Origin of the sequence: Nonomuraea sp. NPDC050547 (genome assembly GCF_044457345.1) — a bacterium.
Classification (GTDB): domain Bacteria; phylum Actinomycetota; class Actinomycetes; order Streptosporangiales; family Streptosporangiaceae; genus Nonomuraea.
On record NZ_JBITGW010000047.1, the window covers coordinates 1 to 8,618 of the forward strand.

The 8,618-nt window shown below is 63.7% G+C and carries 6 protein-coding genes; all 6 read right to left on the reverse strand.

What is annotated here, in order from left to right; translation table 11 throughout:
• Window positions 1–820, reverse strand: an 820-nt coding sequence (locus ACIBHY_RS54675) for a DEAD/DEAH box helicase (RefSeq protein ID WP_397311083.1), incomplete at its 3' end; no start/stop codon positions are given.
• Between the two features lie 247 nt (window positions 821–1,067).
• On the reverse strand, window positions 1,068–3,011 hold the full coding sequence (locus tag ACIBHY_RS54680) for an AAA domain-containing protein (protein ID WP_397311084.1): 1,944 nt from the start codon (window positions 3,009–3,011) through the stop codon (window positions 1,068–1,070).
• 10 nt (window positions 3,012–3,021) lie between these two features.
• A complete protein-coding gene (locus ACIBHY_RS54685; protein ID WP_397311087.1) occupies window positions 3,022–3,345 on the reverse strand; it encodes a caspase family protein in 324 nt (107 codons plus the stop codon).
• Window positions 3,290–3,826, reverse strand: a complete 537-nt coding sequence (locus tag ACIBHY_RS54690; protein ID WP_397311088.1) for a hypothetical protein — start codon at window positions 3,824–3,826, stop codon at window positions 3,290–3,292. Before ACIBHY_RS54690 ends, ACIBHY_RS54685 begins: the two co-directional genes overlap by 56 nt.
• 63 nt (window positions 3,827–3,889) lie before the next feature.
• Window positions 3,890–5,233: a hypothetical protein gene (locus ACIBHY_RS54695; RefSeq protein WP_397311085.1), complete on the reverse strand. Its 1,344-nt coding sequence runs from the start codon at window positions 5,231–5,233 to the stop codon at window positions 3,890–3,892.
• A 1,884-nt stretch (window positions 5,234–7,117) separates the two neighbouring features.
• The gene (locus ACIBHY_RS54700; protein ID WP_397311086.1) at window positions 7,118–8,431 is read right to left on the reverse strand and encodes an IS701 family transposase; all 1,314 of its coding nucleotides are present in this window, start codon (window positions 8,429–8,431) and stop codon (window positions 7,118–7,120) included.
• Between the last annotated feature and the right edge of the window lie 187 nt (window positions 8,432–8,618).

Sequence of the window (8,618 nt, forward strand, 5' to 3'; positions counted from 1 at the left end):
GTACGGCTGCATCGGCGGCGGCCTCCAACAGGGTCGCAGCAACGCTGCCCCGCTTCCCCCAGAGTTCCGTGTCCCCGACCACGATGAGGTGAGTACGAGCTCGGGTGATGGCGACGTTCCAAAGGTTGAGCTGACGATCGATCCAGCTGATCGCACCGGGGTGCATCCCTTTACCGGCGACGAGAGAGAACACCATGACGTCGCGCTCACCGCCCTGGAAGGTGTGCACCGTGCCGACGCGCAATCGCTCCCGGTCGTACCGACTCAATTGACGGCGCAGCTCTTCGGCCTGGCCTTTGAAAGGAGTGACCACGCCGATGGTCGCGTCCGCCGGCAGGTGCTCCAGCAGGTTCTGGACGAAGCGTTTCACTTGAGTGATCTCGTCACCGTTGACGCAGGAGTTCCCAGAGCGAGTGCGAGCGGATCTCCCTGCTACGTGGGACCAGAAGATTGGGGGGCGAGGCAGGGACTGCCGGCTTCGGGTGTCTGTAAGTACCGTCAACTGGCTGTCGTAGAAAAGTTCGTTGGAGAGGGCAGCGATGTCCGGGTGACAGCGGAAGTGCTCGTCGAGGAGCAGGGTGCCACCCGCGGAGCATTCGGCGGCGTGGAACGCGGAGTGTCGCCGGTATGCGAGGCGGTGCTTTTCCAGCCAGTCCGAACGCAACCCGGCCTTGCGCCGGATTAGGTCCTCCTGTTCGGGACCGATCTTCGCGATGTGTGGCAGCTGCATGACATCGCCGATCACCAGGGCGCGCCGGGCCTGAAAGAACAGAGGCAGTACGTGCGGGATAGCGCACTGGCTCGCCTCGTCGATGATCACCAGGTCGAAGAGAGCGGGGTCGGGGGAAAGCGCCGTGCCGAGAGGCTGGTCACAGACCAGGCCGGCACTGCGGGTAGGACCTCCTTCACCGCGGGCCAGTCGCTGCGGTTGCTGTCCCGCGCATTCAGCAGGGCGAGGATACGCTGCCGTCCACTGCGAGCATTGGCCCCGCACCGTGCTTTCCAGTAAGACACGTGAGGCGGTCTGGACGGCCTTTACCACCGCATCCAGCGTCGCGGAGAGCTCATCACGCACGTCCGCCGGCTGCCTGCGCGGACCCGCGGCGCCAGTTGGCTTCTGCGGCTGCGAAGTTGGCGAGCGCGAGACAGGCCCGGGCCGTATCGCCGTCGTACTTGCTGAGGCTGAGTTGGCGCATTAGGCGGATTCGCCGCCATGTGCCTAGGATCCGTGCTCGGGCAAGGTGTTTCGCCTTATGCGCTACTTGATCCAGGTCCTTTGTATGGAGGCTAATGAGTTCGGCCGTCGGCAGGCCAAGCTGATGGGCGTGTTCCTCACGCGCCTCGCCTGCCCGGCGCAGATCTCTCTCAGTCACCGCTACGCGAGCGAGGTCCTGCCGTACGCGCGATAGCCGACCGCCTGTCACTTCAGCGTCCATGGCCGCCGTGGCCACGGTGCTTGCAGAGGGCGGCATGGCGCATAGGGTGTGCAGGGCGGTGGTCTCGGCCTGAGTACAGTCCATGATCTTCGCCGAAGCGGAACCGGTGCGAACCACGCTGCCGGGGACTAGCTTTTCGCAGCGGCGCCAGACCTCATCCACAGCCTCGTTGTTGTTGGACACAATGAGTACGGATTGGCCGTTGACTACGGCAGTGGCAACAAGGTTGGCCACTAACTGGCTCTTACCGGTGCCGGGTGGCCCGGTCGCCACGGTAAAGCGGCGGGTCATCGCGGAGTTGAGGACCGCATACTGAGCCTCGTTGCAGGGCAGCGGCGTTACCAAACGTGGGGGCGTCGGCTCGGTGTGTGCGAGCGCCTGCGCCCGCTCCACTGGATCGGGCGAGAGGGCGGCAAGTGCCGTAGACCGGATGGAAGCCGTACGTTCTGAGACGGCGTCGAAATCGTCGATTAGCTTCTTCGTGGCCTTGGTGTCACGCGGGGCCAGGAAGAGAACGGCGGTGTTACGGGCGCCGTGGCCCGGCGTACGTACATCGATGTGGTCGTCGAGCTGATCGGGGCGCGGCTCCTGCACGCATGGCAACTCGAACTCCTGGCTGAGGAGGTTGCGTACATCGACGGCCATGCGATCGTGTTGCCCGCGATGCCAGGTGGGCTGATAGGTGTCGGCCAGGTGGGCGGCTTCCTCTTCACCCAGCCACTCCCGAGTCAGTCGAGGATGCGGCTGGACGGGCCCGTAAGGCTTCAACCGCACCTCCCCGTCCAGGTAGACGATCTCAACCCGGCGCACCAGAAGAGGAGCGAACTTCGGGTAGCTCCAGGAACGCCCGCCGCGTGGTCCATTGAGGACTACGGCAGGATAGCCCGCCCAGAGTTCGGCACCCTGCTCTGCCGCCGAGGAGATGAGTGAGGCTGCCTCCGCGGGCAGAGCCGCGCAACCGTCGTCGTCCACGGCACCGGTGAGGAAGCGCTCTGAACCCGAGAGACAGACGTACGACGTGTTGTGATCGCCCACGGACATCAGTGGCGTCTCCGTTTCGTCCGCTAGTACACACTCCCGGTAGTAGCCCAGGAGATCGTTCCACGTGGGCTGGGGTGGTGTGGCCTTAGGGGCCTGGGTCCGCGCCGGATCAGCCGGCTGACCTACGGGTCTGCGGCCTAAGGGAACGAGGCGTGGGGCGCTGCCAAGCGGGCAGCTGGCAATAATGATGCGATCATCGACGCCATGAGCGGACTTCACGGGCACCTGCCGGTGGCTCTGCGCCCGCATGCGCCGGTTGACGTACTGAAACAGCTCTTCCACCGACACTTCGCCACTGCCGTCCTTACCTACCTTCCCCGTCCTCAGGCCCTCGATCACTTCGGCCGTGAAGGCGGACGGCTTCGCCTCGGCGGTGTCTACAGTGTCAGCGTAGGAGTCCTCACCGGCCCTTGAGGAGGACAGCACGTAGACGCCGCGGCTGTTCAGCAGGGCTTCCTCGCCAGACTTCGCCGCTGATCGAGGAGCTTGGTGGTCAGAGGTACGTAGCCCATGGCGAGTCCGCCGCTGCGGCACGTGTCGATCATCATGACCTTTTGCGGGCCCAGCACTGCTCTAGCTGCTCGTTGACGAAACCGGCGCTCACCCCGGTCTCGGAGATCCGGTCGCAGTCCGTGTCCGTGGCAATGAAAAAGAACTCTCCGCCAGCCTGGACGAGCCGCGTCCCGTGTCCGGATACGTACACCAGGACCAGCTCGTCCTGCTCGCACTGCTCGAGGAACTCGCTGATGGCTTGCCGCATGTCATCGGCTGTGAGGTCGGTCATCGGCTGTACCGAGGCGAAGGCGCCGATATTACGGTGTTCCAGTACTTGGCGAAGCTGCCAAACATCTGCCTGAGTTGACGGCAAAGCGGGGAAGCGAGCGTCGTCGTATCGCTCGTTCCCGATCAGAAGGGCCCTGCGACGGATTAGTCGACTCATGGCGCGTTGCCTTCCACATTGCCGCCTTCGTCGTCGCTCGTCTTGTCCAGAAGTCGCGGATCATCCGCTCCTGAGCCGCGTCCGGCCGACCAGTGATCGTGACCGAATTGCCTCCATAGGTCAGCTCGACTTTGCGGTGTCGCTCCCTGGCACACCACTCCTTGATCAGTGTGACCAGGATCTGCGAAACTGGACGGATGGTCGTGGCTACGGATGCCCAGAGTGCCACGTCTGCCAAGCCGACGCCCTTATGACCAGCCGCGGCAGCCGCGCCGCCGTCGGTGAAACCGACATCGAGTCCTTTCACGCTGCGCAGCGTGTTATGCAGATCCCGGGTAAGCCGCTCCTGCCGTAGTGCGTCTCCGCCAGTTAGCACAATGAGTTGCCACTGACGCCCTCCGTCTGCCATTCGCCGCTCCTTGCTATCGGGCTCTCGGGTGCGTGGCGCCCTGGACGCACCTCTGTTCGTTGCCTAGAGGAGACGCATCGCCATGACGGAGCCGTCTTCGCGTAAGGAGACAGGACCGTCCCATCCGTAAGCGGCATCTGCGGAAAGCCACTGTGACCGCAAAGCGTGGGCCTCGCGCCGGTACCGTTCGACCCTTCCGTTGTACAGATGGCGGAAAAGGCCCTCCGCAACGCCAGAGAACGCCTCGACGCGGGTGCCGTTCAACCGGAATACGTGATCCGTACCGACGAACTTGGTGCCGCCGATGTGGTGGGCGACATCCTGGACAATCCCGGTGCCGGGATGGGTAAAGCCCTCAAAGTGCTCTCGGCCTTGCCGCTTTGTCAGATACTGCGCGGTGGGATCGCCACCGCCGGTGAAGGCCATGAGACCGGCCGCTCCCGCTCGGACAATGGCTCGCCGAAACCAGGCGTAGTGCTCGGGCTGCACCTGGAAGCCGCTGACTCGAAGCTCCTCTTCCCCCTCAGCGGGCAGACGTACCTCGGGATAGATGTTCAGGTCATCTAAAGCCTGGTCCGCGTCAGCTGCCCGGTCATTCGGTGCTACGGACAGCGAGCCGTCACCCTCGGCATGAAGCGCATGGACGATAATGCCGCCTTGCCCAAGGAGCTCTGTGGACATCACCAGACTCGGGGTCGCGTTCCACGGCCCCACATGTACCGCCTCCACTTGAGCCGAGGCGCTCGCCAGTTGGGTGTGCACATACTGGGTCTTGCCGTGGGTGCCTCTGCAGGCAAGAGGAATGACCTTCGACGGCTCTCCGGGTTTCCATGCCTCCAGGAGGTAGTCCGGACGCAGGCGTATCCAGTCCCGTCGCTTGACGTCCTTGCCCGTCAGAGCCCAGCCGGCCTGCAATGCGATATCCGCATCGATGACGGACACCGCGTGATCTGGGTATCGTCTCCTGATGACGCGTTCCGCGAGAGCAATGGCGAATCCGATGCCGAGCTCACTGGACTGCACCGTCTTGTAGTGACGTCTCGGGTTCAGTCCTTCCCGCGACAGAGCCATGTAATGTCCGGAAGTGGCGTCGAGAGCCTGGCAGTACTTCAGGCAGCTCCAGTGCTCGGCCAGTCCCCGCCCTGCGCCCTGCCGGGACAGTACGGTGGCACGCCCGAGGGCGTGCAGAACCTCCCACGGAGTTATCTTGATCGACATACAGGACATGACCGCAGGGAGCCCTCCGAGGGTCGGCTTCCGACGAAGCGGATCGCGCTTGTCCTCCCGCCGCTGCGCGTCATCCTTTACCGAGGCGGTGGCAACAGCGCCCACTAAGGCGGAGGTTGAGTTAACCTGTACGTTCCACGGCTTTGCCAGGTCCTTCAATACTTCTACTGCTTCCTTCACCACGCCCCCAGCGGCTCGCGACCAGCGGTACAGCAGGGGCCGGACGTTCGCCGGTACAAGGGCGCGTACAAGTACGCAGACACGAACGTCGGCTGAATCAGAAGATGCTGAACGTCTTTTCAGGCTCTGTCGTGAAAGATGTCAAGGCAATGAATGTTTGTCAACGCCCTAACCTCGCTGATAGTCCTGCCCTGGCCCTCCTCCAGTCTCTCTGGGAGAACCGGCAAATGCTTGTGCGAAAGCCAGGCTCAGCGAGTCCGGCCGGTATCGACTGGATGAACATCCTAAAGCAGTCGAACTCAATCTTGGCATTCTTCACATATGGCTCACTGATCACAACAGTCAGCCTGTTTCGGGACGTCGGATCACGAGAAACTAGTGAGAATGGGCTGGTCGCAAGCGGTCAGCAACCAGGCATACCAGCGGGCGCTAAGAAGCTCTTGCCCCGAGCGCGCAAGTCAACGCGAGCACAGCGTCATTGGCGTGAGCATTGGAAGCAGCGCGGCGCATGGCTGGCCCAACGTATGAACTTCCGCTACATCCAAAGTCATTAACGGCAGGCGCTAAGAGGTCGTCAGCACAGCCCTTAACATCGATTGAGCAGCAGCACGGTAAGCTGCATGTTGCTCGCCGGGCACAACTTTGAGCCCGCACGGTACTATCGCGCCTATGTTGGGGCTCGTCCTCCAGTTCCACGCCATAGCTCAAGTTAGAGTACATGTTCGACTTGGCGAAGGAAAAAAGTCGAGTGCAGCCTATGTATATGAGCGCCCCTGTTCGCCGGTTATGGAAATGAGCAAGAGATGGCTGGCCCTTTTGCTGGGTTTCGAGCTTATGGCCTCGTCAAGTCCTGAAGATGGCATTTGGTGTGGTTAGAGTGTCAACGAATCTCCGGCTCTTTGGCCGCAAGGCGATTTGAAAGTTGTCTGTTCGGTCCTTAGTGTCCGGAGCGGCTGCCAGCACGTAGCGTGACGTTGAAACGAGGATGGCCTTCTGTCTGTCTCTTCAGTTATAGATCGCTGAAAAGGCTGTAGTTTGATTGTTGACGGGCGTGCTGGGCGGTGGGGCGGATGCTCGTATGTCGTGCTCGGTGGCAGGCGAGGGCGACGGCTTGGCGGCGCCGCCAGTGGGACTAGGCAGGCAGTGCCGGAATAGCTCGGGGGGCGGGGGCTGGGGGTGCATTACGGTAATCAGGCGGCGAATCTCATAGGCGGCGAACCGCAGAGGCGGGATGCCGCTGGTAGGGTCGGCCGGACGCCCTGTAGCGCACTGAGTATGAGCGCCTGCTTGCGAACGGGAGCAAACCACTAGACCGAGCGGCCTTTCGCCTAGTCAAGCGGTAGGCGGTGGCTTGTGCAGCGTGCGGCTGTACGTCGGCGTAGCTGTACCGGGCTGCGATACAGGGCGGCGACCACCGTCTACGTCAGCGAACAGAGGGCGTAGACGTGCCGCACCGCATCAAGATCCGCTCGCGCAGCGTAGTAGTGCTCCATGAACCTCCGGAACGCCTCCGCAGACGAATCGACGAGCCTGGCGAACAGGGAAACTATCCATCGAGATTGGTCACGCCGTCCGGGTAGTCAATCGCCCCCGTCAGGAGTCATCGCCGGCCTCACGCCATAGGCATGCGGTCACAGCTGGCCCGCCGCGGCGGCATGTCATGGCCAGCAGCCACATGCACAGTCTGCCCGCACCCGGTACGCCAGCGCATTCACGAGCTCCCGACTTTCGTGGATGCAGCTGACTGCTTGGTCCGAAACAGGACTCAACGGGGCGGACGGTTCCCCGCTCGGGTCGGACAGATCGGTTCAGTACAGACGCCGAAGGATCATCGCACGCCTCCAGGCTCGCAGCCCGACACGCTAGTACGGCAGCCGCCATTTGTTAGCTGACCTGGATATATGCGGTGGCCAGGCGGGCTCGGTGGTGGAACCGGCGGGCACGTGCTTGATGACGGCGTCTCCAGGCTGACCAGTGCGCGGCGTGTTCCAGCGACCATGTGTGGGCGGCGGCGGCGTTGAACAGGTGCTTGAGCTCGGCGACCGTCAGGGGGATCAGTCCGGGATCTTCGGGCGGCTGCTGGTCGGGGTGGCTGGGCTTCATGGCTTGGGTGTCGGTGCGGTGCCGAGCAGCTGCGGCGCTGGTCACGCAGACGGCCAGGGCGGCCATGACCAGGACGAGATGCCGGAGGAGAGCCTCATAGAGGCGGACCTGGGATTCGTCCAGGCCGAACAGGCTCTTGCCGGCTTCGAAACTCTCCTCCACTGGCCACCTCAGCTCTGCGGCGGCGATGAGGCGAGGCAGCGTGACCGGCTGGCCGTAGGGGACAAAGCGGTAGCAGAAGGCCAGTTCACCGGTGGTGCGGTGCTTGCGGACCAGCAGGTAGTGGGCGGGGCTGGCGGTGGCGATCCAGGCCCAGGCGTAGGTGCGCTCGCCCTTGGAGCCGTCACCGGCCGAGCGGATGGTCCACGTGCGCTTCTGCTTGAGGTACTTGGCCACGGCCTGCTCGCAGGTCAGGCAGCTGCCACCGCCGAGCGTGAGGGTGAAGGTGGCGCGGATGCGCAGGACGTAGGCTTGATCGCGTTCTTCCAGGAAGGCGCGCAACGTGGTGCGGGCGCCGTAGACCTCGTCCCCGGCCACGAAGTCCAGGCGTATGTCGTCGGCGTAGGCCTCGCGCAGCAGGTCGCTGGCCAGTTCGCCCTTGGTGGCGAAGGTCAGGTCCAGCGGCAGGCCGGTGGTGATCGAAGTGACGGGGTCGCTGATCTGCTCGGCGGGGATCCATTGCCGGGCGCCGATCAGCGCGTGCCCCACACCGGCGCGGACGTAGGCCAGGTAGACGGTGCTGATGCCGTTGTCGATGCCGCCGGCGCAGCCCATGTGCTGACGCTTGACGCCCGCCGTGGCCACGCCCTTCTTCTCCTGGCCGGACTCATCCAGCACGCCGACGGTCAGGCTGCCCGGCCGGGCGGTGGCATCGAGCCGGGTGACGGCGAAGCGGCGGATGGTGCTCATCGCGCCCGCGGTGTCCCACCGGGCCCGGTTCAGCAGCCGCTGAGTGGCATCCGAACGGCGGTCGCCGATCCATTCGGCGATCGTCCAGCCGTTGCGTCTGGGCAGCTCCGCCATCACGGCTCGGATGTACTTGGCGGCCTGCAGTCGGGACTCGATCCGGGTGAACATCGGTGCCAGCGCGGCCATCAGGGCATCCAGGTTCCGCTGCACACGCCGGGCCTCTACGATGAGGGCAGCAGCCGCTTTAGATCTTGTTCTCGTCACACAGACATGATCACGAGCGGCTGCTCTCGTTGTCCGGGAATCCCATCAGAAGATCGCATCGACCAGTCGCACGTCATCCCAGCTCACACAGCGAATGGCGGCTGCCGTA